Source organism: Massilia sp. CT11-108 (assembly GCF_047302915.1).
GTDB lineage: Bacteria > Pseudomonadota > Gammaproteobacteria > Burkholderiales > Burkholderiaceae_D > Telluria > Telluria orientalis.
Genome location: NZ_JBKYMO010001295.1, coordinates 1 through 398, shown reverse-complemented (window position 1 = coordinate 398; position 398 = coordinate 1). Strand labels below are relative to the sequence as shown.

Genomic DNA, 398 nt, shown 5'->3' with positions numbered 1-398 from the left:
CCCTGTTCCGCGCGGTGGACCTCGGCGCGGGCGCCGAATTCTTCCGCCGCAACGGCCTGCTGTACCTCGACGCGCACGAGGTCCGCGACCTGGCGGCGCGCCTCGTCGATGCACGGCCCCTGCTCGGTGCGCTCGCGCGCGACCCGTCCCTGCGGGGCGTCGCGAACCTGCTGGCCGTCACGCTGGGCACGCCGCTGCTGACGGGCCAGGTCACGCTCGCGCAGATGGCGCCGCTGCTGGCGCGCAGCGCCGCCACGGTCGAGGGCGTCCTCGCGGGAAGAAACACCGCGCTGTCCTGGCAGGATCTCGCCACCGCCGGTGTGGCGGCCGAACCCGGCCTCGTGGAAGTCCGCCCGGTGCTGGACTACGCCGCCCTGCTGCCCGGCGCCGCGTCCAGC

Annotated in this window: 1 pseudogene; it reads left to right on the top strand. The window is 75.9% G+C overall.

The annotated features are described in order from the left end of the window. Positions 1-398, top strand: a pseudogene (locus ACEN88_RS34475) (RND transporter); the annotation flags it as partial.